Source organism: Kosakonia sp. (assembly GCF_032104925.1).
Lineage (GTDB): Bacteria > Pseudomonadota > Gammaproteobacteria > Enterobacterales > Enterobacteriaceae > Kosakonia.
Map to the genome: position 1 here is coordinate 36,255 of NZ_DAMCGF010000003.1, position 24,689 is coordinate 60,943.

25 protein-coding genes are annotated in these 24,689 nt (G+C 55.4%); 10 read left to right on the forward strand and 15 right to left on the reverse strand.

From position 1 onward, the window contains the following. Positions 1-8: 8 nt before the first annotated feature. Positions 9-953 (reverse strand): zinc ABC transporter substrate-binding protein ZnuA, encoded by a 945-nt coding sequence (znuA, locus tag RT644_RS06295; RefSeq protein WP_313626421.1) that lies wholly within the window; start codon positions 951-953, stop codon positions 9-11. 78 nt (positions 954-1,031) lie between these two features. On the opposite strand from znuA, the gene znuC reads away from it, so the two are divergent. Both znuC and znuB read left to right on the forward strand, forming a co-directional pair. Then, the gene (znuC, locus tag RT644_RS06300; protein WP_313626174.1) at positions 1,032-1,787 is read left to right on the forward strand and encodes a zinc ABC transporter ATP-binding protein ZnuC; all 756 of its coding nucleotides are present in this window, start codon (positions 1,032-1,034) and stop codon (positions 1,785-1,787) included. After that, positions 1,784-2,569, forward strand: coding sequence for a zinc ABC transporter permease subunit ZnuB (gene znuB / locus RT644_RS06305; protein WP_313626175.1), 786 nt, complete (start codon positions 1,784-1,786; stop codon positions 2,567-2,569). The genes znuC and znuB overlap by 4 nt, the downstream gene beginning before the upstream one ends. A 39-nt stretch (positions 2,570-2,608) precedes the next feature. Here the strand turns inward: znuB and ruvB are convergent, their stop codons facing one another. From ruvB to RT644_RS06320, 3 genes are all read right to left on the reverse strand, one after another. Then, positions 2,609-3,619 (reverse strand): Holliday junction branch migration DNA helicase RuvB, encoded by a 1,011-nt coding sequence (ruvB, locus tag RT644_RS06310; protein WP_045511323.1) that lies wholly within the window; start codon positions 3,617-3,619, stop codon positions 2,609-2,611. A gap of 8 nt (positions 3,620-3,627) precedes the next feature. Beyond that, positions 3,628-4,239, reverse strand: coding sequence for a Holliday junction branch migration protein RuvA (gene ruvA / locus RT644_RS06315; protein ID WP_020454122.1), 612 nt, complete (start codon positions 4,237-4,239; stop codon positions 3,628-3,630). 98 nt (positions 4,240-4,337) lie between these two features. After that, positions 4,338-5,219, reverse strand: coding sequence for an SDR family oxidoreductase (locus tag RT644_RS06320; RefSeq protein ID WP_313626176.1), 882 nt, complete (start codon positions 5,217-5,219; stop codon positions 4,338-4,340). A gap of 95 nt (positions 5,220-5,314) precedes the next feature. Between RT644_RS06320 and RT644_RS06325 the strand changes: the two genes are divergently transcribed. Next, entirely contained in the window at positions 5,315-6,133 is an 819-nt protein-coding gene (locus RT644_RS06325) for a helix-turn-helix transcriptional regulator (protein ID WP_045511317.1), read from the forward strand. A gap of 26 nt (positions 6,134-6,159) precedes the next feature. Here the strand turns inward: RT644_RS06325 and ruvC are convergent, their stop codons facing one another. From ruvC to aspS, 4 genes are all read right to left on the reverse strand, one after another. Further along, on the reverse strand, positions 6,160-6,681 hold the full coding sequence (ruvC, locus tag RT644_RS06330) for a crossover junction endodeoxyribonuclease RuvC (protein ID WP_020454125.1): 522 nt from the start codon (positions 6,679-6,681) through the stop codon (positions 6,160-6,162). A gap of 37 nt (positions 6,682-6,718) precedes the next feature. After that, the gene (locus RT644_RS06335; protein WP_045511314.1) at positions 6,719-7,459 is read right to left on the reverse strand and encodes a YebC/PmpR family DNA-binding transcriptional regulator; all 741 of its coding nucleotides are present in this window, start codon (positions 7,457-7,459) and stop codon (positions 6,719-6,721) included. 147 nt (positions 7,460-7,606) lie between these two features. Beyond that, on the reverse strand, positions 7,607-8,050 hold the full coding sequence (nudB, locus tag RT644_RS06340; RefSeq protein WP_020454127.1) for a dihydroneopterin triphosphate diphosphatase: 444 nt from the start codon (positions 8,048-8,050) through the stop codon (positions 7,607-7,609). A 1-nt stretch (position 8,051) separates the two neighbouring features. Next, a complete protein-coding gene (gene aspS, locus RT644_RS06345) occupies positions 8,052-9,830 on the reverse strand; it encodes an aspartate--tRNA ligase (protein WP_313626177.1) in 1,779 nt (592 codons plus the stop codon). A 266-nt stretch (positions 9,831-10,096) separates the two neighbouring features. Here aspS and RT644_RS06350 point away from each other — a divergent pair, with 266 nt between their 5' ends. Genes RT644_RS06350 through cmoB form a run of 5 tightly spaced genes read left to right on the forward strand, consistent with a single transcriptional unit; the run spans position 10,097 to position 13,674 of the window. Next, a complete protein-coding gene (locus tag RT644_RS06350) occupies positions 10,097-10,663 on the forward strand; it encodes a hydrolase (protein WP_313626178.1) in 567 nt (188 codons plus the stop codon). Next, the gene (locus RT644_RS06355; RefSeq protein WP_313626179.1) at positions 10,660-11,478 is read left to right on the forward strand and encodes a DUF72 domain-containing protein; all 819 of its coding nucleotides are present in this window, start codon (positions 10,660-10,662) and stop codon (positions 11,476-11,478) included. The genes RT644_RS06350 and RT644_RS06355 overlap by 4 nt, the downstream gene beginning before the upstream one ends. Before the next feature lie 52 nt (positions 11,479-11,530). Next, positions 11,531-11,926, forward strand: a complete 396-nt coding sequence (locus RT644_RS06360; RefSeq protein ID WP_017456923.1) for an MAPEG family protein — start codon at positions 11,531-11,533, stop codon at positions 11,924-11,926. 39 nt (positions 11,927-11,965) lie between these two features. Further along, positions 11,966-12,706 (forward strand): carboxy-S-adenosyl-L-methionine synthase CmoA, encoded by a 741-nt coding sequence (gene cmoA, locus RT644_RS06365; RefSeq protein WP_313626180.1) that lies wholly within the window; start codon positions 11,966-11,968, stop codon positions 12,704-12,706. Continuing rightward, positions 12,703-13,674 (forward strand): tRNA 5-methoxyuridine(34)/uridine 5-oxyacetic acid(34) synthase CmoB, encoded by a 972-nt coding sequence (gene cmoB / locus RT644_RS06370; protein WP_313626181.1) that lies wholly within the window; start codon positions 12,703-12,705, stop codon positions 13,672-13,674. The genes cmoA and cmoB overlap by 4 nt, the downstream gene beginning before the upstream one ends. Before the next feature lie 82 nt (positions 13,675-13,756). Here cmoB and cutC read toward each other — a convergent pair whose 3' ends face one another. Next, positions 13,757-14,500 carry a copper homeostasis protein CutC gene (cutC, locus tag RT644_RS06375; RefSeq protein WP_313626182.1) on the reverse strand — a complete coding sequence of 248 codons (744 nt, stop codon included), beginning with the start codon at positions 14,498-14,500 and terminating at the stop codon, positions 13,757-13,759. 43 nt (positions 14,501-14,543) lie between these two features. Further along, positions 14,544-15,107: a VOC family protein gene (locus tag RT644_RS06380; RefSeq protein ID WP_313626183.1), complete on the reverse strand. Its 564-nt coding sequence runs from the start codon at positions 15,105-15,107 to the stop codon at positions 14,544-14,546. Between the two features lie 146 nt (positions 15,108-15,253). Here RT644_RS06380 and argS point away from each other — a divergent pair, with 146 nt between their 5' ends. Further along, positions 15,254-16,987: an arginine--tRNA ligase gene (gene argS / locus RT644_RS06385; protein WP_313626184.1), complete on the forward strand. Its 1,734-nt coding sequence runs from the start codon at positions 15,254-15,256 to the stop codon at positions 16,985-16,987. Positions 16,988-17,048: 61 nt separating this feature from the next. Here the strand turns inward: argS and RT644_RS06390 are convergent, their stop codons facing one another. From RT644_RS06390 to flhB, 5 genes are all read right to left on the reverse strand, one after another. Beyond that, positions 17,049-18,188, reverse strand: coding sequence for a glycoside hydrolase family 105 protein (locus RT644_RS06390; RefSeq protein WP_269230784.1), 1,140 nt, complete (start codon positions 18,186-18,188; stop codon positions 17,049-17,051). Positions 18,189-18,198: 10 nt separating this feature from the next. Further along, a complete protein-coding gene (locus RT644_RS06395) occupies positions 18,199-19,773 on the reverse strand; it encodes an MFS transporter (RefSeq protein WP_020454137.1) in 1,575 nt (524 codons plus the stop codon). Between the two features lie 292 nt (positions 19,774-20,065). Beyond that, positions 20,066-20,488, reverse strand: coding sequence for a flagellar protein FlhE (locus RT644_RS06400; protein ID WP_409521833.1), 423 nt, complete (start codon positions 20,486-20,488; stop codon positions 20,066-20,068). Further along, positions 20,488-22,566, reverse strand: coding sequence for a flagellar biosynthesis protein FlhA (gene flhA, locus RT644_RS06405; protein ID WP_045511290.1), 2,079 nt, complete (start codon positions 22,564-22,566; stop codon positions 20,488-20,490). The genes RT644_RS06400 and flhA overlap by 1 nt, the downstream gene beginning before the upstream one ends. After that, the gene (flhB, locus tag RT644_RS06410; RefSeq protein WP_044489677.1) at positions 22,559-23,710 is read right to left on the reverse strand and encodes a flagellar biosynthesis protein FlhB; all 1,152 of its coding nucleotides are present in this window, start codon (positions 23,708-23,710) and stop codon (positions 22,559-22,561) included. Before flhB ends, flhA begins: the two co-directional genes overlap by 8 nt. A 286-nt stretch (positions 23,711-23,996) precedes the next feature. Between flhB and RT644_RS06415 the strand changes: the two genes are divergently transcribed. After that, positions 23,997-24,647, forward strand: coding sequence for a type II CAAX endopeptidase family protein (locus tag RT644_RS06415; RefSeq protein WP_313626185.1), 651 nt, complete (start codon positions 23,997-23,999; stop codon positions 24,645-24,647). The last annotated feature ends 42 nt before the right edge of the window (positions 24,648-24,689 follow it).

A 24,689-nucleotide genomic window follows, 5' to 3' on the forward strand; every position in this document is an offset into this window, starting at 1 on the left:
CTTCCTCGTTATTCTCCTTTCAGGCAGCTCGCATACTGATGTGAAAGTTGGGCAAGGAACTGCGGATAGCTCTCTTTGCCTAACTTGATGCCGATACCGAGCGGATCCAACGTTCCCATTCGAACGGATGTCCCTCTGGCAACAGCTTCTACGACCGCTGGCCTGAACTGTGGCTCAGCAAAAACGCAGGTTGCTTTTTGCTCAACCAACTGTGTTCTGATTTCATGTAAACGCTGCGCACCAGGCTGAATTTCGGGGTTGACGGTAAAGTGACCCAGAGGAGTCAGTCCGTAGTGTTTTTCAAAGTAGCCATAGGCGTCATGAAAAACGAAATACCCTTTCCCTTTCAGCGGTGCCAGCTCGTTACCGACCTGCTTATCGGACTGGGCTAATGATGCCTCAAATGCTTGCAGGTTGGCGTCCAGCTTGGCTCGACTTTGCGGCATAACTTCCACTAATTTATCGTGGATTGCAACCGCTGACAGCCGCGCAATCTCCGGGGAAAGCCACAGATGCATGTTGTACTCACCGTGATGGTGATGTTCATCACTTTTTTCGTCCTGATGATGTCCATCATCATGGTCGTGCTCATCGTCATCCGACCCTTTCATGAGTAGCGTTTTCACGCCTTCCAGATCCGCCATCGTCACTAATTTTTTCGCCGGGATTTGCTGCGCGGAACGCACCATAAATGCTTCCATTTCAGGCCCGACCCAAAATACTAAGTCCGCGTTCTGTAAGCGTTTTACATCCGAAGGACGCAGGGAATAATCGTGCTCTGATGCACCGTCCGGCAGTAATACTTCCGTCGGTGTCACCCCATCGGCTATTGCTGACGCGATAAACCCCAGCGGCTTTAATGACGTTACAACGGCGGCGTTAGCAGTTTGTGCTGCTCCACCGAGAAGCGCAGCGGATAACGCTGCGCAAAGAAGCGTATTTTTATGTAACATAATGCGACTATTAATCGTAATGAATGAGTGGAATGTGATATTATAACATTCAACAACTTGTGCAACCCCATAAATGCTATGACGAATCTTGTAACGCTCGAAAAAATCACCGTCGCATTCGGCCAACGTCGCGTCCTGTCTGATATTTCGCTGAATTTACGCGCTGGTAAAATTTTAACCCTGCTGGGCCCTAATGGCGCGGGCAAATCAACGCTGGTGCGCGTTGTGCTTGGGCTGGTAGCACCCGACTCCGGGTTAATCAAGCGTGACAAAACACTGCGCATCGGATACGTGCCGCAGAAATTACACCTTGACGCGACTCTGCCGCTCACCGTTGGCCGCTTTATGCGCCTGCGTCCTGGCACCAGTAAAGATGATATTGTTCCGGCACTGAAACGTGTTCAGGCCGCACACCTGGTCGATGCGCCAATGCAAAAACTTTCTGGTGGCGAAACCCAGCGTGTATTGCTCGCGCGAGCGCTGCTTAATCGCCCCCAATTACTGGTTCTTGATGAGCCAACCCAGGGCGTTGATGTGAATGGCCAGGTAGCGCTGTACAACCTGATCGACCAGTTGCGTAAAGAGCTGGACTGCGCTGTATTGATGGTTTCTCACGATCTGCATCTGGTTATGGCAAAAACCGATGAAGTGCTCTGCCTGAATCACCATATTTGCTGTTCTGGCACGCCGGAAGTGGTTTCGATGCACCCGGAATTTATCTCCATGTTCGGCCAGCGTGGCGCGGAACAGCTGGGAATTTATCGCCACAATCACAACCACCGCCACGATTTACAGGGCCGCATTGTGCTGCGCCAGGGTAATGGACACTCATGATTGAATTATTACTACCCGGCTGGCTTGCCGGGGTTATGCTCGCCTGCGCGGCAGGTCCGTTGGGCTCATTTGTTGTCTGGCGCAGAATGTCCTATTTCGGCGATACGCTCGCGCATGCTTCTCTTTTGGGGGTCGCTTTCGGTTTGTTACTGGACGTCAATCCCTTTTATGCGGTGATCGCGGTTACGCTGCTGCTGGCCGCCGGGCTGGTATGGCTGGAAAAACGGCCTCATCTGGCCATTGATACCCTGCTGGGGATCATGGCACACAGCGCACTGTCGCTGGGTCTGGTTGTTGTCAGCCTGATGTCAAATATCCGTGTCGATTTAATGGCCTATCTATTCGGGGATTTGCTGGCAGTGACGCCAGGCGACCTGCTGGCGATCGCTCTGGGTGTTGTCGTGGTGCTGGGGATTTTGTTCTGGCAATGGCGCAATCTGCTGTCGATGACCATCAGCCCCGAGCTGGCCTTTGTCGATGGCGTGAAGCTGCAGCGTGTGAAGCTGTTACTGATGCTGGTCACTGCATTAACGATTGGCGTTGCCATGAAATTCGTCGGCGCACTGATCATCACCTCCCTGTTGATTATCCCTGCCGCGACATCGCGACGCTTCGCACGTACGCCGGAGCAAATGGCGGGCATCGCGGTCGGGATCGGGATAATCGCCGTCACCGGCGGGCTGACATTTTCAGCCTTTTATGACACGCCCGCGGGCCCCTCCGTGGTGTTGTGCGCGGCGCTGCTGTTTATCTTCAGCATGATGAAGAAACCCGCCAGCTAAAGCGAAAGGCCGGAAGCAAATGCTCTCCGGCCTTTAATGTCATGGCATTTGCGGTGGCGTAATGCCGAAGTGGTTCCACGCTCTGACGGTTGCCATCCGACCACGCGGCGTACGCTGCAAAAAACCCTGCTGGATAAGATACGGCTCCAGCACATCCTCAATCGTTTCGCGCTCTTCGCCAATAGCTGCCGCCAGGTTGTCCAGCCCGACCGGGCCACCGAAGAACTTATCGATAACGGCTAACAGCAGCTTACGATCCATATAGTCGAAACCTTCGGCATCGACATTCAGCATGTCGAGCGCCTGGGCCGCGATATCAGCGGTAATATCACCATCGTGTTTCACTTCGGCGAAATCGCGCACACGCCGCAGCAGACGATTCGCAATACGCGGCGTACCGCGTGAGCGGCGCGCCACTTCCAGCGCACCCTCGTCGCTCATCGCCAGCCCCATATAGCGCGCGCTGCGCCCGACAATGTGCTGTAAATCCGCAACCTGATAGAACTCCAGACGCTGCACGATACCGAAACGATCGCGCAACGGCGACGTAAGCGAACCCGCACGCGTCGTCGCGCCGATCAAGGTAAACGGCGGTAAATCGATTTTTATCGAGCGCGCCGCTGGCCCTTCACCGATCATGATATCCAGCTGGTAATCTTCCATCGCCGGATAAAGCACCTCTTCAACAACCGGCGAGAGGCGGTGAATTTCATCGATAAACAGCACATCATGCGGCTCGAGGTTAGTGAGCATCGCGGCAAGATCGCCCGCTTTTTCCAGCACTGGCCCTGAGGTCGTGCGCAGATTGACACCCATCTCGTTTGCCACGATATTCGCCAGCGTCGTTTTACCTAAGCCCGGTGGGCCGAAGATAAGCAGATGGTCCAGCGCGTCGCCGCGCAGCTTTGCCGCCTGGATAAAGATCTCCATTTGCGAGCGCACCTGCGGCTGACCGATATACTCGTCGAGCATTTTCGGACGAATAGCGCGGTCTGCAACTTCCTCTATATTGGTGCTGGCGGGCGTTACCAGACGGTCTGCTTCAATCATCCTCTACCTCACAACGCCGCGCGCAGTGCTTCGCGGATCAGGGTTTCACTGTTGGCGTCCGGACGCGCAATCTTGCTTACCATCCGGCTGGCTTCCTGAGGTTTATAGCCCAACGCCACCAGCGCAGCAACGGCTTCTTGTTCCGCATCATCCGTCGCCGGGCTCGCCGGAGAGGCCAGCACCAAATCTGCCGCTGGGGTGAAGAGATCGCCATGCAGACCTTTAAAGCGATCTTTCATCTCGACAATCAAACGCTCAGCGGTTTTCTTCCCTATTCCCGGCAATTTGACCAACGCCGCAGGATCTTCGCGTTCAACGGCGTTAACAAACTGCTGCGCCGACATACCGGACAAAATCGCCAGCGCCAGCTTCGGCCCAACGCCATTGGTTTTGATGAGCTCACGAAACAGCGTCCGTTCCTGCTTGTTATTAAAGCCGTACAACAGCTGAGCGTCTTCACGAACCACAAACTGTGTAAAAACAACCGCCTCTTTTCCGGCGTCCGGGAGCTCATAAAAGCAGGTCATCGGCATATGGACTTCATATCCCACGCCCCCCACTTCCAGCAGAACCAACGGGGGTTGTTTTTCTACAATAATGCCTCTGAGTCTGCCTATCACGTGACGCTCCTGCGTTAACGGCTGAAAGTGTAATGCCGTATGATAAAAAAAGGCTGGATAGATATCCAGCCGAATATACAGGAAAACGCGAGCGCGGTTCAGGAATTCGCGTAATAGGCCGCATCCGCAAGATCGGTGAGCAAATCGCGTTGCTCAGGGTGCCAGCCTAAGACCTCGCGGGTTCGCTCGCTGGACGCTGACATATCCGCTGCGGCAAAGGTGGCAAACCAGCCAAAATGGTCAGCACTGCGTGATTCAGCGGGCAGGCCCAGCATGTTGCCGATGGCGATAGCAATCTCCCGCATCGCGATCCCCTGCTCCGCTACCGCATGGTATACCGTTTCCGTGACGCCACTTTCCAGCGCCAACCGGTAGAGCTTCGCCGCATCAAGGCGATGCACCGCCGCCCAACGATTATTACCCTCGCCCGGCCAGGCGGATACACCGGTTTTCTTCGCCAGCGCGATCAAAATCGGGATAAAACCGTGATCGCCTACACCATGAACAGTTGGAGCCAGACGCACACTGGCAGCCCGTACACCTTTTTCGACCAGAGCCTGTGCCGCCTGTTCGGAACGGCGCAGATAGTCCGGCGCGCTGACAGGATGATCCTTTTCAGTTGCTGGCCGTCCCTGAACCAACCTTGCCAGCCCCGAGGTCACCAGCAACGGACGGTCACTACCGATCAGCGCCTCCCCCATCACTTCAATGGCGCGACGGTCCTGTTCGCTATTTTCCGCAAAACGGGAAAAGTCGTGATTAAAGGCGGTATGGATCACCGCATCCGCACGCGAAGCCGCGTCAAACAAGAGAGAATGGTCATCCAGCGTTCCGGAAACAACCTGCCCTCCCGCAGCCAGCAGCGCCTGTGCTTTATCCGCATTTCTTGCCAGGCCGCTCACCTGGTGCCCGGCAGCAATCAGCTCTGCCGCCACTTTTGCGCCGACCCAACCGGTCGCGCCCGTTAGAAAAACATGCATGTGTGTGTCTCCTGATGTTGACTCGCGCCGTTATCCTTATAAATATCCTCTGTAGTGAAAAGTAGTGACGTTATCGGGGTATAAGGACTAACAGGATGCAAAGCGTTACTCAGCCTAAAGATCTGGGCAGTTACCTGAAGTCGCGCCGGGCGCAGCTTGACCCTGTGGCGCTGGGTTTTCATACCGCACGGCGGCGTACGCCGGGGCTACGCCGTGAAGAGGTGGCGCATCTGGCCTGTATTAGTGCTACCTGGTACACCTGGCTTGAGCAAGGTCGCGGGGGAACGCCTTCGGCGGAAGTGCTGGAGCGCATTTGCCAGGCGCTGCGCCTTTCTGAGCGCGAACGCGAACACGTTTTTCATCTGGCATTAGGCCGTGCTCCGGGCATGCATTACCCGGCCAGAGGAACCGTGACAGAAAGGCTGCAAAAGGTGCTGGACTGTATGCACCTGAGCCCGGCGATGATCCGCAATGCAACTTGGGATGTGCTCGCCTGGAACAAAGCCGCCACGGTGGTGTTATCCGATTACGCCAGCCAGCCTGCACATGAACGTAACATTCTGCGGCGTATTTTTCTTAATCCCCAGGCACGCGCCGCGCAGGTGGACTGGCACTCGCTCGCCCGCTTTCTGGTGGCCGCTTTTCGTGCTGATGCAACCCGCGCGGGTGCGTCGGTTGAAATTCGTCCGCTGGTGGAAGAACTCAGTGCAGCTTCTGCTGAGTTCGCCGAGCTCTGGCAGAATAACGATATTGCGGTCATGGAAGAAGGCACCAAAATCCTGCTGCATGGTGCGGTCGGTCGGTTATCGCTGGAGTATTCGAGTTTTTCGGTGGAAGGGCAACCGGACCTGACAATGGTGGTCTATAACCCGTCGACCGACGAGGACGCACGCAAGATAAGTTCGCTGTTATAAAAAAAGCGCCGGTAAACCGGCGCTTTTTAGCGTAATCGTCCGCGAGCCAGATTGAGCCTTGTGCTGCTCACCTGCAACGCATTCTGGCTGACATGGCAATGCGTGATGGCGATAGCCAGCGCATCTGCCGCATCCGCCTGCGGGTTAGCGGGCAGTTTCAGCAGCGTGCGCACCATATGTTGCACCTGGCTTTTTTCCGCGCTGCCAATCCCCACCACCGTCTGCTTTACCTGCCGTGCGGCATATTCAAACACCGGCAAGTCCTGATTGACGGCGGCGACAATCGCCACACCGCGCGCCTGCCCCAGCTTGAGTGCCGAATCGGCGTTTTTCGCCATAAATACTTGTTCAATAGCGAAAAAATCCGGTTGGAACTGGGTAATGATCTCCGTCACGCCCGCATAAATCAGCTTCAGACGCGACGGTAAATCATCCACTTTGGTACGGATACAACCGCTGCCGAGATAGGTCAGTTGTCGTCCCGTCTGGCGGATCACGCCGTAACCGGTGACGCGCGAACCCGGATCGATACCGAGAATGATCGCCATTATGCGTCTCCGGTGACAGGCGAGTTAATCAGCGACATTAGAGTGTCGCCGCAACCTCATCAGAGATCTCACCGTTGTGGTAAACCTCCTGCACGTCGTCGCAATCTTCGAGCATATCGATCAGACGCAGCAGTTTCGGCGCGGTTTCCGCATCCATGTCGGCTTTGGTCGACGGGATCATGGAGACTTCAGCATTGTCCGCTTTCAGACCCGCGGCTTCCAGTGCGTCACGCACTGCGCCCATCTCTTCCCACGCGGTATAAACGTCAATTGCGCCATCATCAAACGTCACTACGTCTTCAGCACCGGCTTCCAGCGCCGCTTCCATAATGGTGTCTTCGTCGCCTGCGTCGAAGGAGATAACCCCTTTTTTGCTGAACAGATAGGCGACAGAACCGTCAGTACCGAGGTTACCACCGCATTTGCTGAAAGCATGACGCACTTCCGCCACGGTACGGTTGCGGTTGTCACTCAGACACTCCACCATCACCGCCGTACCGCCAGGACCATAACCTTCATAAATGATGGTTTCCATGTTCGCGTCATCATCACCACCCACACCACGCGCGATAGCACGGTTTAAGGTGTCGCGGGTCATGTTGTTAGACAGCGCTTTATCAACCGCCGCACGCAGGCGCGGGTTAGAACCGATATCACCGCCGCCCAGACGCGCAGCCGTTACCAGTTCACGGATGATTTTGGTAAAGATCTTACCGCGTTTAGCATCCTGTGCCGCTTTGCGGTGTTTGGTGTTGGCCCATTTACTATGACCTGCCATAAAAAACTCTCCAATAAAGCCTTTTCCCGGCGGCTTTCAGTCCTCTGGCGCGTTGGCTGCCCCCGTTCGCACCCGTTGCTTACCACAGTAAACACCTGGCGACGCCGGGGATTGCCACCTTCCTGAGAACTGAAATTCCAGGGGAAATTAGTCGGCGTTAATAACAAATTCTTCAATCGCCTGCCGGTTGCTCCACGACTTGGTTAATGCCGCCGCTGCCGGGGCATCAAGCCAGCGGTACGCCAGATGTTCACTAAAAACGATCTGGCGTTCATGGGGCAGCGCAAGACAAAACCAGGATTCGGTATTGTGCGTAACGCCCGGCGCATAGCGATGACGTAAATGACTAAATATTTCAAATTCCACCGTGCGCTGACAGTCGACTAAGGTCAGTTGCTCGCAAGCAATATCGATGTCGACCTCTTCCTTTACTTCACGCATGGCGGCTTGCGACGCTACCTCTCCTGCTTCGAGACTGCCGGTAACCGACTGCCAGAAATCAGGATCGTCGCGTCGCTGCAACATCAGCACCCGTTTCGTGTCCTCGGCGTAAATCACCACCAGCACAGAAACAGGGTGCTTAAAGGCCATCTTATTTATTCTCCGTCGTCTCTTTTTTGACGACGGAAATACCCAGCTCAGCCAGCGATGCCGGGTTGGCGAAACTTGGCGCTTCGGTCAGCAGACAGGCCGCCGCCGTGGTTTTCGGGAACGCAATCACGTCACGGATGTTATCAGTGCCGGTCAGTAACATGGTCAGACGATCCAGACCAAACGCCAGACCCGCGTGCGGCGGCGTACCATACTTCAGCGCATCCAGCAGGAAGCCGAACTTCTCACGCTGTTCCTGCTCATTGATGCCCAGAATGCCGAATACAGTCTGCTGCATTTCGCCGTTATGGATACGCACCGAACCGCCACCCACTTCATAACCGTTGATAACCATATCGTAAGCATTCGCTACGGCCTCTTCCGGTGCCGCTTTCAGCTCAGCCGCGGTCATATCTTTCGGCGAGGTGAACGGGTGATGCATCGCGGTCAGACCGCCTTCGCCGTCATCTTCAAACATCGGGAAGTCGATCACCCACAGCGGCGCCCATTTGGTTTCGTCGGTCAGATTCAGGTCTTTACCCAGCTTCAGACGCAGCGCGCCCAGCGCATCAGCCACCACTTTTTTGTGGTCCGCGCCGAAGAAAATCATGTCGCCATCTTGTGCGCCAGTGCGCTCAAGGATCGCGCTAACGATTTCAGCGTTCAGGAACTTCGCGACCGGGCTGGTGATCCCCTCCAGTCCTTTTGCCGCTTCGTTGACCTTAATGTAAGCAAGGCCTTTCGCCCCGTAGATTTCGATAAACTTGCCGTAGTCGTCAATCTGTTTACGGCTAAGTTGTGCGCCACCTGGCACACGCAGCGCGGCAACACGGCCTTTCGGATCGTTTGCCGGGCCGGAGAAGACTTTAAACTCGACCGCTTTCAGCAAGTCGGCCACGTCCACCAGCTCCATCGGGTTACGCAAATCGGGTTTATCGGAACCGTAACGACGCTCGGCTTCAGCGAAGGTCATAATCGGGAACTCGCCCAGATCCACACCACGAATTTCCTGCCACAGCTCGCGAACCAGCGCTTCCATCACTTCACGCACCTGCGGCGCGGTCATAAAGGACGTTTCCACATCGATCTGGGTGAATTCCGGCTGGCGGTCAGCACGCAGGTCTTCATCACGGAAACATTTGACGATCTGATAGTAACGGTCGAAGCCGGACATCATCAGCAGTTGTTTAAACAGCTGTGGGGATTGCGGCAGCGCGTAGAATTTGCCTTTATGCACGCGCGACGGCACGAGATAGTCACGCGCGCCTTCCGGCGTCGCTTTGGTCAGCATCGGGGTTTCAATATCGAGGAAACCGTGGTCATCCATAAAGCGACGCACGAAGCTGGTGATCCGGGCGCGGGTTTTCAGGCGCTGAGCCATTTCCGGGCGGCGCAGATCGAGGTAGCGGTATTTCAGACGCGCTTCTTCGGTATTAACGTGGTTGGAGTCCAGCGGCAGCACGTCAGAACGGTTGATAATATTCAGCCCGGTGGCGAACACTTCCACTTCACCGGTTGCCATATCTTTGTTGACGTTTTTGCCGTCGCGCGCACGCACGGTACCGGTAACCTGAATGCAGAACTCATTACGCAGTTCAGAGGCGAGCTGGAACGCATCCTGACGGTCCGGGTCGAAAAACACCTGCACGATGCCTTCGCGATCGCGCATATCAATAAAGATAAGGCTACCGAGGTCACGACGACGATTGACCCACCCACAAAGCGTTACTTGCTGTCCCACATGGGACTGATTGAGCTGCCCGCAATATACTGTACGCATGAGATATCCCTTAATTAGCTGCGCGCGACCCGCCGCCTGCGGGGCAGGCACTCTGGTGGCAGCTATTTTCGTATGTCACAACTGGATGAAAAAAGGGGGCTATTATACTGGAAATTCTGACTGACGATAAGCCCGCGACCGACTGTACGCGCGTTTGCTGCGCGCTTATTGCGCATTCTCACAAAATTTAACAAAATTTGTAAACCGTCCGCACCTGCATAACGCGTAAGGTATCCGCCGACGTCATTCATTTTTCAGGAGTTATTATGCTGGAACTCAATGCTGAGAAAACCGCACTGGTGGTGATCGATTTACAGGAGGGTATTTTACCTTTCGCCGGTGGCCCGCACACAGCGCAGGACGTGGTTCAACGTGCCGCAACGCTCGCGGAAAAATTCCGTGCCAACGGTTCGCCGGTCGTATTAGTGCGCGTTGGCTGGTCTGCGGATTTCGCCGAAGCGCTGAAACAGCCGGTTGACGCGCCAACAGGCGGTCATACTCTACCGGAAAACTGGTGGGTTTACCCGCAGGCCCTGGGTAAAAAAGAGAGCGATATTGAAGTGACCAAACGCCAGTGGGGCGCGTTTTACGGCACCGATCTTGAGCTGCAACTGCGCCGCCGTGGCATCGACACCATTGTGCTGTGCGGCATTTCCACCAATATTGGCGTGGAATCCACCGCGCGCAACGCATGGGAATTAGGTTTTTCGCTGGTGATTGCTGAAGATGCTTGCAGCGCAGGCAGCAACGAGCAACATCAGAGCAGCCTGAAGTATATCTTCCCGCGCATTAGCCGTGTTCGCAGCACGGACGAGATCCTCAGCGCGTTATGATGTATGTCGGCCTGCCGCAATGGTCGCACCCCAAATGGGTGCGCCTTGGCATCACCAGCCTCGAAGAGTACGCCCGTCACTTTAACTGCGTCGAAGGCAACACCACGCTTTACGCGCTGCCAAAAGCTGAGATCGTGGCGCGCTGGCGCGAACAAACCACCGATGATTTCCGCTTTTGCTTTAAATTCCCCGCCACCATTTCGCACCAGGCGGCGCTGCGTAACTGCCGCGATCTGACAGACGAGTTTTTTCAACGAATGTCGCCGCTTGCCAACCGGATAGGCCAGTACTGGTTACAGCTTCCGGCAACCTTTGGCCCGCGCGATCTCCCCGCGTTGTGGGCATTTCTGGACGCGTTGCCGGCTGATTTCACCTATGGCGTTGAAGTGCGTCATCCAGGCTTTTTCGCCAAAGGCGAAGAGGAAAAAGCGCTCAATCAGGGCTTACATGCGCGCGGGGTGAATCGCGTGATCCTTGATAGCCGACCGGTGCACAGCGCTATTCCGCACAGTGAAGCGATCATTGAAGCGCAGCGCAAAAAGCCGAAAGTCCCGGTGCATGCGCTGATAACCGCCAGCCATCCGATGGTGCGTTTTATCGGCAGCGATAATATGGAGCAAAATCGCCAGCTGTTTGCCGTATGGCTGCAAAAACTCCCGTTGTGGGAACAGACCACCACCCCCTATTTGTTTTTGCATACGCCCGATATCGCGCAAGCGCCGGAACTGGTGGAAACCCTGTGGCAGCGGTTGCAGGCCGCCGTCCCGAGCGTTGGCGACGCCCCTTCTCTTCCGCTGCAATCTTCTCTTTTCTGAACGAACCACCTATCATTGTCTAGCGGTCACCAGAGCCTTAAAGGGAGTTAGTATGGTTAGCGCGCTTTACGCCGTGCTGGGTGCATTGTTACTCATAAAATTTTCTTTTGACGTTATTCGCCTGCGCACGCAATACCGTGTTAGCTATGGCGACGGCGGGTTTAGCGAGCTGCAAAGTGCGATACGCATTCATGGCAATGCGGTGGAATACATTCCCGTCGCCCTGATCCTGCTTCTTTTTATGGAGATGGACGGCGCGCAAACCTGGTTAGTGCATGTTTGTGGGCTGCTGCTGATCGCCGGTCGCCTGATGCATTATTACGGCTTTCACCACCGCCTGATCCGCTGGCGTCGTTCCGGCATGGGCGCAACCTTTTGCTCGCTGCTGTTGATGGTGCTGGCAAATCTGTGGTACATGCCCTGGGAGTTGGTTTTCTCCCTGCATTAGCGCACAATACGCCCCTTTGTTTTCCCGGATATTTACACTATGTCTCACCGCGACACGCTTTTTTCTGCGCCTATCGCCAGCCTGGGCGACTGGACTTTTGACGAACGGGTAGCCGAAGTCTTCCCGGACATGATCCAGCGTTCCGTACCGGGTTACTCCAATATTATCTCGATGATCGGCATGCTGGCGGAGCGCTTTGTCCAGCCTGCCACGCAGGTTTACGATCTCGGCTGCTCACTGGGCGCGGCCACGCTCTCAGTGCGTCGCAACATTCACCATGCTGATTGCAAAATTATCGCCGTCGACAATTCACCCGCCATGGTGGAGCGCTGCCGTCGTCATATCGATGCCTATAAAGCGCCTACGCCCGTTGAAGTGATTGAAGGCGATATTCGCGATATTCTGATTGAAAACGCTTCGATGGTGGTACTCAACTTCACCTTGCAATTTCTGCAGCCGGACGACCGCCTGAAACTGCTGCAGAAAGTTTACCAGGGGCTGAACCCTGGCGGCGCGTTAGTGTTATCGGAAAAATTCAGTTTTGAAGACCACACCGTCGGCGAATTGCTGTTCAATATGCACCACGATTTTAAACGTGCTAACGGCTACAGCGAACTGGAGATCAGCCAGAAGCGCAGCATGCTGGAAAATGTCATGCTGACGGATTCTGTTGAAGCGCATAAAACCCGCCTGCGCACTGCCGGTTTTGAGCACAGCGAACTGTGGTTCCAGTGTTTTAATTTTGGTTCGCTGGTGGCTCTGAAGGCGGTTGCAGCATGATTGAGTTCGGCCGTTTTTATCAGCAAATAGCCACCGGTACGCTCGCGCACTGGCTGGAAACGTTACCCGCCCAGATCGCCGCCTGGCAGCGTGAAGCATTGCACGGGCAGTTTAAGCAGTGGAACAACGCGGTAGAATTTCTGCCGACCATCACCCCCGCAAAGCTGGATCTGCTGCACAGCGTCAGCGCGCAAAGCGCCGAACCGCTCAGCGCCGGGCAGCTTAAAGGTATGGAAACGCTGCTGCGTAATCTGATGCCGTGGCGCAAAGGGCCATTTTCACTGTATGGCATTGATATCGACACCGAATGGCGTTCCGACTGGAAATGGGAGCGCGTCCTGCCGCACCTTTCTGACCTGAAAGGCCGCACCATTCTGGATGTCGGCTGCGGCAGCGGTTACCACCTGTGGCGCATGGTCGGCGCGGGTGTGCAGATTGCCGTTGGTATCGATCCAACGCAGTTGTTTTTATGCCAGTTTGAAGCCGTGCGTAAGCTGTTGGGCGACGATCGTCGCGCGCATCTTTTGCCGCTTGGCATTGAGCAGCTTCCGGCGCTGAACGCTTTCGATACTGTGTTTTCCATGGGCGTGCTCTATCACCGCCGTTCACCGCTTGAACATCTATGGCAGTTGAAAGATCAACTGGTGAAAGATGGCGAGCTGGTACTGGAAACACTGGTGGTGGAAGGCGATGAAAATACCGTGCTGGTGCCCGGTGACCGCTATGCGCAAATGCGAAACGTCTATTTTATCCCTTCCGCGCTGGCGCTGAAAAACTGGCTGGAGAAGTGTGGTTTTGTTGATGTACGCATTGCGGATACCAGCGTTACCAGTACCGACGAGCAACGTCGCACGCCGTGGATGGTTACGGAATCACTGGCCGATTTTCTTAACCCGGCGGATAACAGTAAAACCGTTGAAGGCTACCCGGCCCCGGTTCGCGCGGTGTTGATTGCCCGTAAACCGTAAGATAAAAAAAGGCCCCTGTTAATGGCAGGGGCCTGGTACAAGCAAGCATCATATTGGGCGACATGATGCGCGGTAAAAACTGTTACGGGCGATGGTGCAACATCATCTCTTTCATTAGCGCTACCGCATCGCCATCCACGCCGTAGCGGGCATATTCATCCGCACTGGCATCTGACGACATCGATAATCCTGGATTGCGATAGCGCATCGGCGATGCTGTCCAGCGGCCTGCCGAGCTATGCACCTCTTTAATACCCGCATGGAGAAAGGTTTCGAGGTTATCCGGACGCACACCTGCGCCGGCCATAATGATTGGAACACCAGACCTGGCATTTAGTTCCCTGATTAATGAAAGTCCTTTTGCTGCCGAGGGCTGCTGACCAGACGTGAGAATACGCGCAATGCCTAATTCCGCTAAGTTATCAAATACCTGAAGCGGATTAGCACACATATCGAACGCGCGATGAAAAGTTACCGCCATCCCCTGTGCGGCCTGCATAATTTCCCGCATGCGCACAATATCGACATCTCCCTCTTCCGTCAGCACACCGGTGACCAGCCCGGGGAAACCCAACTCACGCAGCATCTCAATATCGCTCAACATGGTGGCAAACTCATCGGCCCGGTAGCAAAAATCCCCACCGCGCGGGCGCACGATCGGATGTACGGGAATGGTCACCGCCTGTCGAATCGCTTTTAACGCGCCAAAGGAAGGGGTTAAACCGCCCTCTTTCGGCGCGGCGCAAAATTCAATGCGATCGGCGCCACGTTGCTCAGCAATCACCGCGTCATCGACACCATAACAACAGATTTCCAGTAAGGTCATTTCCTCTCCCCCGGTTCAGCATGGCTCGCTTTCGCAAGCGCTTTCACCCCTGCTCGCTCGCGACAATCTCTTCAATGGTCCACGGATGAAATTTCACGGTGACTTTGCCATCCGTCACCGCCAGCGTTGGATTGGGCAGCCGTTCGCGCTCGCCTTTTGGTGAACTGGTTTTCACCGAAATACCCGGCTGGCTTAAGCCCTCATCAGCCAGCAGCGCCAGCGCACGCGCGTTGAGCGTGGCGATATCGCCCGGCAGCACGATTTCTACATGCTCCCACCCTTCGCGCGGATAGCGCTTTTCACCCGGCCACGGCAACTCAATCACCGTAAACTGCCAGTGGGCGACGCACACGGGTTCACGCAGTTTGAACAGGCAAATCGGCCGACCATTAATGATGTTTTCCGACAGCAGTTCGCCACAGTGTTCAAAACCACGCCGCCAGCGCTCCGCCGTGGTGTTCTGGTGGCAGCGCAACGAGATGTGATCGGCATTTAAGGGGGCGATACCCAGCCCCAGACGAGTAGCTAAATTTTGCAAATCTTGGGTAAACCGTGGCAAATCTTCCACGATATCCTGCAACTCTTCGACAGTTTGCCAGGTACGCATAACAGTGCTCGCAAGTCATAACAAAGCGCATAATCTACCGTGTTATGCAGTGCTGACGCCACCGGGCATTTGCAGTATACTCCCGCCTTTATTAAACACCCGGACGCCGCCTCAGCGACGCGGTGTCCTAAAAGTAAGGTATCCCGGTGAATATTCAGGCTCTTCTCTCAGAAAAAGTCAGTCAGGCCATGATTGCAGCAGGCGCGCCAGTCGATTGTGAAGCGCAGGTTCGTCAGTCAGCAAAAATTCAGTTTGGCGACTATCAGGCTAATGGCGTGATGGCAGTAGCGAAAAAACTGGGCATGGCGCCGCGACAACTGGCCGAGCAGGTTCTGTCTCACCTTTCTCTCGACGGGATTGCCAATAAAGTTGAAATCGCCGGTCCTGGCTTTATCAATATTTTCCTCGCGCCTGAGTTTCTCGCCTCGCAGGTAGATGCGGCGCTGAAATCCGATCGCCTGGGCGTAACAAAACCGCAGCCGCAAACCGTGGTTATCGATTACTCCGCGCCGAACGTGGCGAAAGAGATGCATGTCGGCCATCTACGTTCCACCATCATTGGCGATGCATCAGTCCGTACGCTGGAATTCCTCGGCCATAACGTGATTCGCGCCAACCACGTTGGCGACTGGGGCACCCAGTTCGGCATGCTGATTGCCTATCTTGAGCTGCAACAGCAGGAGAACGCCGGTGAAATGGCGCTGGCGGATCTGGAAGGTTTTTACCGTGAAGCCAAAAAACATTATGACGAAGACGCGGCATTCGCTGAACGCGCACGCGCTTACGTGGTGAAACTGCAAGGCGGCGATGAATATTGCCGCGAGATGTGGCGCAAGCTGGTCGATATCACTATGAGTCAGAACCAGAAAACCTACGAACGCCTGAACGTGACGCTGACCCGTAAAGATGTAATGGGTGAAAGCCTGTATAACCCGATGTTACCGGGCATCGTTGCGGATCTGAAAGCCAAAGGTCTGGCGGTCGAGAGCGAAGGCGCGACCGTGGTATTCCTGGATGAGTACAAAAACAAAGAAGGCGAACCGATGGGCGTCATCATCCAGAAAAAGGATGGCGGCTATCTGTACACCACCACGGACATCGCCTGCGCGAAATACCGTTATGAAACGCTGCATGCCGATCGCGTGCTCTACTACATCGATTCCCGTCAGCATCAGCACCTGATGCAGGCCTGGACCATCGTGCGTAAAGCCGGTTATGTGCCGGATTCCGTGCCGCTGGAACACCACATGTTCGGCATGATGCTCGGCAAAGACGGCAAGCCGTTCAAAACCCGCGCGGGCGGTACGGTGAAACTTTCCGATCTGCTGGATGAAGCGCTGGAACGCGCGCGCCGTCTGGTGGCTGAAAAGAACCCGGATATGCCTGCCGACGAGCTGGAAAAATTGGCCAACGCAGTCGGTATCGGCGCGGTGAAATATGCGGATCTGTCGAAAAACCGCACCACCGATTACGTTTTCGACTGGGACAACATGCTGGCCTTTGAAGGCAACACCGCACCGTACATGCAGTACGCTTACACCCGCGTGCTCTCCGTATTCCGTAAAGCGGGTATTGAAGAGAGCGTACTGGAAAACGCACCGGTGGTGATTGGCGAAGAGCGTGAATCCCAACTGGCAGCGCGTCTGTTGCAGTTCGAAGAAACCCTGTCCGTCGTTGCCCGTGAAGGTACGCCGCATGTGATGTGCGCCTATCTGTACGATCTGGCGGGTCTGTTCTCCGGCTTCTACGAGCACTGCCCGATCCTCAGCGCGGAAAACGAAGAAACCCGTTTAAGCCGCCTGAAACTGGCCCTGCTGACGGCAAAAACGCTGAAACTCGGTCTGGATACGCTGGGTATCGAAACCGTAGAGCGTATGTAATCCCTTCCGTTTTTAGCCATAAAAAAACCCCGGCCAGCCGGGGTTTTTCATTTATCGCCTTTCAGAAATATTTGCGCAGATACTCCGTCAAACAGAGCATCGCCATCGCCTGGCCGTATGGCATTGAGGTCAGCGGGATCTGGCGATAAAACGCCAGATTACTGCCCATCCCGGTGCCAAAAGATACCTGCAACAACTCTCCTTCCGGCGAAATATTTTCCACAATCGCTTTCACCGCTTTTTCCGCCACATCCGTGTAATCGGCGCTGATATAACGCTTACGCAGCGCTTTCAGAATGCCATAGGCAAATCCGGCGGTTGCCGAGGCTTCCAGATAAGAATCTGGATCGTCGAGCAGCGTATGCCACAACCCACTTTCATGCTGGCACTTCGCCAGCGCGGCGATTTGCGCATTCAGCACCTGAACCAGATAACGGCGCACCGCATTGTTTTCCGGCAGATCGACAAGCTCAAGGAAATCCGGGATAACGATGGTCAGCCAGCTATTCCCGCGCGCCCAGCGGGCGTTGGCAAAATTGTGGTGACCGTCGTAATTCCAGCCGTGGAACCACAGTCCGGTTTCCCTGTCCATCAGGTTCTGCACATGCAGCAGAAACTGATACACCGCCTCTTCCACATAGTCTGGCCGGTTGAGCAATTTGCCGATTTTCGCCAGCGGCAGCACGGTCATCATCAGCGTGTCGTCCCACATCTGCTGGTGGTTCTCCTCCGCCAGCGTGATGTGCTGCATGCCGCCGCAGTCGGTGCGCGGCATCTCGTTCATCGCCCATTCGGCCCAGCTTTCCAGCCACGGGAGATAAGTCGGGTTACCGGTCTCTTCATAGCGGTACGCCAGCGTCAGGAACGGCGCCATGGTGTTGACGTTTTTAGTGGTTGCGCCTTCTGCAAAACGGTCGGCGAACCAGTTGTCAATCACCTCGCGCACGCCCTCTTCGCCGGTCTGACGGTAATACTGATACATCCCGTACAGACCCACGCCGTGCGTCCACTCCCAGCCAGCCCAGCCTTTAGTATCAATCACGCGCCCATCGTCGAGACGGAGTAAAAACTCACCGGTGTTGTCGTGAATATTGACCAGGTTATGCGTCACCTTGCGGATCAACGCTTTCAGTTCATCACGGGCGATAAAACGCTCTGGCTGACGCAGTAACGGGCTGTGTTTGACAGGCCAAACCTTCATATTCTTAACCTCAGTTATAAGTCGATTTCAGTGACGCGTCTTTCAGCGATGGCGCGGCAGGTTTATTGCGATTCAGATAGCCAATGTTGTTGTTGCCCCACAAGGATTCGTAAGGCATGCCCGCCAGCATTTCGACGGTTTCACGCGCTTGCGGCGTGATACTTTCTGGCATCGCGCGGCCGCTCTGGCGCATTTTGGCCGTTTCTTCACGCAGCACGCTGTGGGTTTTCAGGTTCAGCTTGAAGCGTAAGGAGACGAGGAAGCCGCAGCACAATACCGCAATGGTGCCAAAGCACATGATCATCAAAATGGTGTGGCTCACTTCTGGCACCTGGGTTTTCTGCCCGGAGACAAAGCCAGACGCTTGCATCACAATCCCCACCAGCATCACCGCACCGGCCTGCGAGGCTTTACGGGTCAGCGTCATGATCCCGGCGAAGATCCCTTCACGGCGCTGGCCGGTGACCACTTCGTCGATATCCGCAATGTAGGTGTAGGTGTTCCACGGTACGTAGTTGATACCACCGCGTCCCAGACCGGCAACGGCGGACACCAGCAACAGCAGCGAATAAACATCGCTTAAACCGGCGTAGTAGAGCACGGCATAAGAGGCGGCGCTCAGACCGAACAGCACCACCACCATGCGGTATGACGGTGCAGGTCCGAAGCGGATGCACAGCGGTATCATGGCAATCACCGCGATGAACTGGAAAATCGCCATCGTGCCCAGCAAGTTGGAGGCCAGCGATGCTTCCTGCATCAACACGAACACCACGTAATAGGTGAACACCGCGTTAAATACGTCCTGCGCGATATAACCGCCGAGGTACATCCCCAGGTGCTGGCGGAAAATCTTGATACGCAGCGTGGAGCTGAGTTCAACAAACAGGCGGCGCAAACTTTGCCCAAGCGTGAGGCTCTTTTTCTCTTCTTCCGCGCGCAACGCCGCTTCGGTCCACTCTTCGCGCGGTCGTTCCCAGGTAAAGCACCAGACAAACGTCAGCATCAGCGCACAGAGCACCGAGAACACCAGGCTTGCGTAGAAAAAGGAAACCGGGTTGTCTTTACCAAAGTGTGACAGCAGGACGCCCGGCAGGAACGAGGCCAGAATCGCCGACATCTGCGCCATGGAGATACGCGCGCCGGAGAATTTGGTTTTCTGTTTAAAGTCGTCAGTCATTTCCGGCACCAGCGTTTCGTACGGCACCAGAATCATGGTGTAGACCACATCGAACAGCAGATACGTCAGCAGGTAATACCAGAAACTCATGTCCCCTACCCACATTATTGAGTAGCTGAACACGCAAGGGATACCTAACAAAATAAAGAACTTACGTCGACCGAAGCGTTTACCAAGCCAGGTCGAACCGAAATTATCGGTTAAAAAGCCCATCAGCGGACTGACCACCGCATCCAGCACCCTTGCTGTCGCGAAGATAAATGTCGCTTCAATCGGCGTCAGGCCGCAAAAGGTCGTATAGAAATAGAGTAACCATGCTGCGGTTAACGCGGTTGTGCCCGCACCCAGAAAATCGCCCGAGCCATAGGCGAGATAATTAGCCAATCCAATTTTTCGTGTTTTCATTGCCGTCAACCCTGTTTATTTTGGGGGACCTTTGACGATCCGGCTTAGCCAAAGGAATTTCTTACACGGCTAAAGTAAGAGGATGTGCAACGGGAAACCTTTCTGTTTCTGCCATCAAAATTACGTGGCTGGCAAAAATGCAAAGAGTGCCGATACGCGCTTCACTGATTTATAAAACAGCGTTTCTGTTGCATCAAAAGGAGCGGTCAAAAATGCGGGGCGGATAGCAAAATCCCGCCAGTGCGGCGGGATTTTCGGGCAAAAAACAAGCTAACTCATTGAAGCGAAGCGGTTAGTTTTGCTGAGTGGGTTGACGGTAATTGACCAGCACTTTGTTACTACGAACGTCCAGCGGCGGCCATAACCGTCCACCGCCGGGCACTTCCCAGACAAAACGCAGCAATTCGAGTGCCGGAACATCGGTAAAGCCGCGCGTGGTGCCACTCTGCCCATCCAGCTCGACACAGCGCGCCTGAGAACAGAGCCGAACAATTAACCCAGCAGGCGTCGGGCCATTTAATTCATAGCGCCACGAGACATCCGTCATCAGCCCGTTTACTGGCTGCGAAGGGCCCAGCGGTCGTGATGAAGAGACCACGCCGCGGTTATCCAGCCGGATACCGATACTGCTGGCCTGCCACATGCCTTCGCCAATGCCGTTTCCGGCCGCGTGGGCAAACAGCGGCAAAGCCACCAACCAGGCCAGATAACGCATTATTTGCCTCCGATAGTCGCAGTCATACGGATGCTGCGGTTATCCGACATTTCCATGTTCGACAACACCACCAGTTGCGGCAGGCTGCGGCGCAGGAAGCGCGCCAACAGTGGACGCAGCGCGTGGTTCACCAGCAACACCGGCGGCGCCCCCAACATTTCCTGGCGCGTTAACGCCTCCTGAGTTTGTTCCAGTAAGCGATCGGCAAGACCCGGTTCCAGACCGCCACCGCCCTGCAATGCCTGCAACAGCAAACGTTCAAGCGGCGTATCAAGACCAATCACCTGCACTTCATCATTACCCGGGAACCACTGCTGGGTAATGGCGCGGCCCAATGCCACGCGCACTACCGCCGTGAGTTCGTGCGGATCGGTTTGCAGCGGCGCATGCTCGGCCAGCGTTTCGAGAATGGTGCGCATATCGCGGATTGGCACTTTTTCGGCCAGCAGGTTTTGCAGCACTTTGTGCAGCGTGGTCAGCGTGACGACGCCCGGCACCAAATCTTCGGTCAGCTTCGGCATCTCCTGGCTCACCCGGTCAAGCAGTTGCTGCGCTTCCTGGCGACCAAACAGCTCCGCCGAGAATTGACCAATCAGGTGGTTAAGGTGTGTTGCCACCACGGTACTGGCTTCCACAACGGTGTAGCCCTGGATCTGCGCCTGTTCTTTCAACGCGCTCTCAATCCAGATAGCGGCCAGGCCAAAAGCCGGGTCCACGGTTTGCTCACCCGGCAGCGTGCCCGCCGCCGTGCCTGGGTTAATCGCCAGCCAGCGACCGGGGTAAGCCTCGCCGCTACCAATTTCCACCCCTTTCATCAGGATGCGGTAACGGGCAGGCGGCAGATCCATATTGTCGCGGATGTGGACAACAGGCGGCAGGAAGCCCATATCCTGCGCGAATTTCTTACGAATACTGCGGATACGGCCTAACAGTTCGCCATCCTGCTGGAAGTCCACCATCGGGATCAGGCGATAGCCCACTTCCATACCGAGGGAATCTTCAAGCTGCACATCGTTCCAGGTGGCTTCCACCGCCTGGGTGTTTTCCGGCAGCTTCATCGGCGCGGCTTCAGCAGGCGCGGCCTGGTCTTTACCACGCAGCCACCAGGCAAGACCGAGCAGCGCGGCGGTAAACAGCAGGAACACAAAGTTCGGCATCCCCGGCACCAGCCCCAGCAGGCCGAGTACGCCGGCGCTGAGCATCATCACGCGCGGATTGCTGAACAACTGGCCAACCATCTGCTGGCCAACATCCTGATCGGTGCTGACGCGGGTGACGATAACACCCGCCGCGGTAGAGATAACCAGCGCCGGGATCTGCGCAACCAGACCGTCACCGATGGTCAGTAGGGTGTAACTTGAGGCCGCATCACCCATCGACAGACCATGTTGCAGAACGCCCACCAGCAAACCGCCGATGACGTTAATAACCATGATCAGAATACCGGCAATGGCGTCGCCGCGAACGAACTTACTCGCACCGTCCATCGAACCGTAGAAGTCCGCTTCTTGCGTCACTTCAGAACGGCGGCGTTTCGCTTCATCTTCACCGATAATCCCGGCGTTGAGATCGGCGTCAATCGCCATCTGTTTACCGGGCATCCCATCAAGTACGAAACGCGCGCCCACTTCGGCGATACGCCCCGCACCTTTGGTGATAACCATAAAGTTGATGATAACGAGGATGACGAACACCACGATACCGATGGCGAAGTTACCGCCAACGAGGAAGTGACCGAAGGCTTCAACTACCCGCCCTGCCGCCGCCGATCCCGTATGCCCTTCCATCAGGATAATACGCGTCGAAGCGACGTTCAGCGCCAGGCGCAACAAGGTGGTAAACAGCAGAATGGTCGGGAATGCGGCGAATTCCAGCGTGCGCTGGGTGAACATCGCCACCAACAGCACCATGATGGAGAGTGCGATGTTAAAGGTAAACAACAGGTCGAGGATAAACGCCGGTAGCGGCAGCACCATCATCGACAAAATAAGCAAAATGAGCACCGGCCCGGCGAGAACCTGCCATTGGGTCGATTTCAGATTGCTGGGTAGACGCAGCATTGCTACCAGATTAGCCATCAGTGTCCTTCTCGTTCAAAAAGTCCAGCGCCTCAGGCACCGGGAGATTCTCAGGTTTAACAGGTCGTTGCCCGCCGGACAGACGCCAGCGTTTCAACTGCCATACCCACGCCAGCACTTCGGCAACTGCCGCATACAGCTGGCCCGGGATTTGCTGACCAATTTCAGAATGGCGATAGAGCGCACGCGCCAGCGGTGGCGCTTCGAGGATCGGCACACGGTTCTCCGTCCCCAGCTCACGAATACGCAGCGCAATCATTCCCGCGCCTTTGGCCACCACTTTCGGCGCACTCATCTTATTCTCGTCGTATTGCAGTGCGACGGAGTAGTGCGTCGGGTTGGTGACAATGACATCTGCTTTTGGCACATCGGCCATCATGCGACGGCGCGCCGCTGCACGCTGCATCTGACGGATGCGGCCTTTAATGTGCGGGTCGCCTTCGCTCTGTTTAAATTCGTCACGGATGTCCTGGCGGGACATGCGCAGTTTTTTCAGATGGCTGTAGATCTGCCAGAAAACGTCAAACCCCACCATCGGGATAATGCTCAGCGCCACCAGCATCGCGCACAGCCCGGCCAGATTGAGGGCGCTCGCCATAGCGGTCAGCGGCGATTCGCTCATCAGGCGCATCATATCCGGCCAGTGGTGCCATAAAAAAAAGCCCGCGACGCTGCCCATCAGCAGCGCTTTCATCAACGCTTTCACCAGCTCCGCACCCACTTGCGCAGAGAACAAACGCCCCAACCCGCTGAGCGGGTTGAGCTTGGAAAACTTAAACTCCAGCGATTTGGTGCTGAACACCAGTCCGCCCAGCATCACCGGCGCGACCAGCGCGATGATCACCACGCCCGTCAACAGCGGCAACATACCGAGCAGCACGTTTTTTAACATCACGATGATCTGCCCGAGGATCAGGTTCTGGTCACTGATAATCTTGTGGTCAAAACGCAGCCCGGATGAAAGCGCCATCGATAACCTGCGACCAAACGCTTCACCGCCAAACCACAGAATGCCGATACCGACCAACATGATCAGTAGCGATGTCAGTTCTTTGGATCGGGGGACTTGCCCTTCTTCGCGCGCCTTCTCTAGTCGGTGCGCTGTGGGGGCTTCTGTTTTGTCGTCGTTGTCTTCAGAGGCCACGGCCAACACATCCACGGGTTACAGGTTTGATGACATATTGCCAGAGTCAAGCCTGTCCAATGGGCAGAGTAAGGCATAAAAACAGAGGGTTTTCGCCATTTGAGGTGTCGCCTGATGTTCAACCCCGCCAGCTGAAACGCAGACCAAACGGCAACGCCAGTGGGAAAATCCTGCCTAAAGCCCATTTTTTATCGACATATCCTGATTATTAACCGCAGAACAGAAATGCCAGCGCTCTCCTTTATAATGGTCAGCTTCGCGTACTTATCGGCACGGACGTTTTTTTATGCCACGACATCTGGACAGAATTTCGCATACGGCAATTTGCATCGCGGCGTTTGTTAGCTATTACAGCCTCTTTTATCTGGCTTTTTTCATCCCCGGTTTTATGACGCTTTATCGAAATGGCCTTGCCGTGCCGTTTCTCTGCACCGCGCTGTTATTGCCTTGTTCACTGCTACTCTGGCGCTATTACGCGCGCCATTTTGAGGGGCTATTACCCGTTGGCACACTGGCACTGCGTAACCTAACGGTGCCACTGCTGGCGCTGGCGGTGATGCTGGTGATGGAGAAATTGTTTCAGCAGCCCGAACCCTGGCTTGATTCGCTGCGTGGTTACACCGGGTTGACCCGCTGGGCGTGGATTTTAACGGCGTGCCTGGTGGCACCCGTAAGTGAAGAGATTATCTTCCGCGGCTTTTTACTCAATGCCAGCCTGGGATGGGGAAAAGCGCCGCAGCAAGTGGGAATTGTGCTGACCTCACTGCTATTCGCCGTCATCCATATGCAATATCACGCGCCCATCACCTTTATTCAGCTCTTTATTTTTTCTGCGGTGTTATGTGTGGTCAGGCTCGGTACGGGCGGCTTGATTGTCCCGATGGTACTGCATGCGCTGGCGAACACCTTCTCAATGGGGGATATTTTCCTGCAATAAAAAAAGGGAAGGTTTCCCCTTCCCTTTTCCTTGTCAGACACG

Excerpts from the sequence above, each read along its gene's own strand:
- znuA (WP_313626421.1), bottom strand. The coding sequence starts at position 953 with ATGTTACATAAAAATACGCTTCTTTGCGCAGCGTTATCCGCTGCGCTT.
- znuC (WP_313626174.1), top strand. The coding sequence starts at position 1,032 with ATGACGAATCTTGTAACGCTCGAAAAAATCACCGTCGCATTCGGCCAA.
- znuB (WP_313626175.1), top strand. The coding sequence starts at position 1,784 with ATGATTGAATTATTACTACCCGGCTGGCTTGCCGGGGTTATGCTCGCC.
- ruvB (WP_045511323.1), bottom strand. The coding sequence starts at position 3,619 with ATGATTGAAGCAGACCGTCTGGTAACGCCCGCCAGCACCAATATAGAG.
- RT644_RS06320 (WP_313626176.1), bottom strand. The coding sequence starts at position 5,219 with ATGCATGTTTTTCTAACGGGCGCGACCGGTTGGGTCGGCGCAAAAGTG.
- RT644_RS06325 (WP_045511317.1), top strand. The coding sequence starts at position 5,315 with ATGCAAAGCGTTACTCAGCCTAAAGATCTGGGCAGTTACCTGAAGTCG.
- ruvC (WP_020454125.1), bottom strand. The coding sequence starts at position 6,681 with ATGGCGATCATTCTCGGTATCGATCCGGGTTCGCGCGTCACCGGTTAC.
- RT644_RS06335 (WP_045511314.1), bottom strand. The coding sequence starts at position 7,459 with ATGGCAGGTCATAGTAAATGGGCCAACACCAAACACCGCAAAGCGGCA.
- nudB (WP_020454127.1), bottom strand. The coding sequence starts at position 8,050 with ATGGCCTTTAAGCACCCTGTTTCTGTGCTGGTGGTGATTTACGCCGAG.
- aspS (WP_313626177.1), bottom strand. The coding sequence starts at position 9,830 with ATGCGTACAGTATATTGCGGGCAGCTCAATCAGTCCCATGTGGGACAG.
- RT644_RS06350 (WP_313626178.1), top strand. The coding sequence starts at position 10,097 with ATGCTGGAACTCAATGCTGAGAAAACCGCACTGGTGGTGATCGATTTA.
- RT644_RS06355 (WP_313626179.1), top strand. The coding sequence starts at position 10,660 with ATGATGTATGTCGGCCTGCCGCAATGGTCGCACCCCAAATGGGTGCGC.
- RT644_RS06360 (WP_017456923.1), top strand. The coding sequence starts at position 11,531 with ATGGTTAGCGCGCTTTACGCCGTGCTGGGTGCATTGTTACTCATAAAA.
- cmoA (WP_313626180.1), top strand. The coding sequence starts at position 11,966 with ATGTCTCACCGCGACACGCTTTTTTCTGCGCCTATCGCCAGCCTGGGC.
- cmoB (WP_313626181.1), top strand. The coding sequence starts at position 12,703 with ATGATTGAGTTCGGCCGTTTTTATCAGCAAATAGCCACCGGTACGCTC.
- cutC (WP_313626182.1), bottom strand. The coding sequence starts at position 14,500 with ATGACCTTACTGGAAATCTGTTGTTATGGTGTCGATGACGCGGTGATT.
- RT644_RS06380 (WP_313626183.1), bottom strand. The coding sequence starts at position 15,107 with ATGCGTACCTGGCAAACTGTCGAAGAGTTGCAGGATATCGTGGAAGAT.
- RT644_RS06390 (WP_269230784.1), bottom strand. The coding sequence starts at position 18,188 with ATGAAGGTTTGGCCTGTCAAACACAGCCCGTTACTGCGTCAGCCAGAG.
- RT644_RS06395 (WP_020454137.1), bottom strand. The coding sequence starts at position 19,773 with ATGAAAACACGAAAAATTGGATTGGCTAATTATCTCGCCTATGGCTCG.
- RT644_RS06400 (WP_409521833.1), bottom strand. The coding sequence starts at position 20,488 with ATGCGTTATCTGGCCTGGTTGGTGGCTTTGCCGCTGTTTGCCCACGCG.
- flhA (WP_045511290.1), bottom strand. The coding sequence starts at position 22,566 with ATGGCTAATCTGGTAGCAATGCTGCGTCTACCCAGCAATCTGAAATCG.
- RT644_RS06415 (WP_313626185.1), top strand. The coding sequence starts at position 23,997 with ATGCCACGACATCTGGACAGAATTTCGCATACGGCAATTTGCATCGCG.